1 pseudogene is annotated in these 243 nt (G+C 54.3%); it reads right to left on the reverse strand.

Annotated elements, in window-relative coordinates:
- Window positions 1-243: pseudogene (locus EVJ32_RS16120) on the reverse strand (IS5/IS1182 family transposase); the annotation flags it as partial.

Genomic DNA, 243 nt, shown 5'->3' on the forward strand with positions numbered 1-243 from the left:
AGCCTTCTCCCGTCCGGGCACGTGAACGTGTCTGTCCCGTCATCATACGCCCAGTTCGCGAGGTTGAACGGGTCCTCGCGCCATTTCTTCTTCTGTTCCTTCCTGTACATCGTATGCGGGATCAACGTCTTCATGTCGGTCGGGTTCGGATAGACATCATAGGCAAGCGTGTACTGACCTTCGGTTGCGATTTGGACGTTGTACCCCGGCTTCAGTTGGCCGTTTTTCATGTGATCCTCTTTC

The organism is Exiguobacterium sp. SH5S4, from assembly GCF_004337045.1.
GTDB lineage: Bacteria > Bacillota > Bacilli > Exiguobacteriales > Exiguobacteriaceae > Exiguobacterium > Exiguobacterium aurantiacum_A.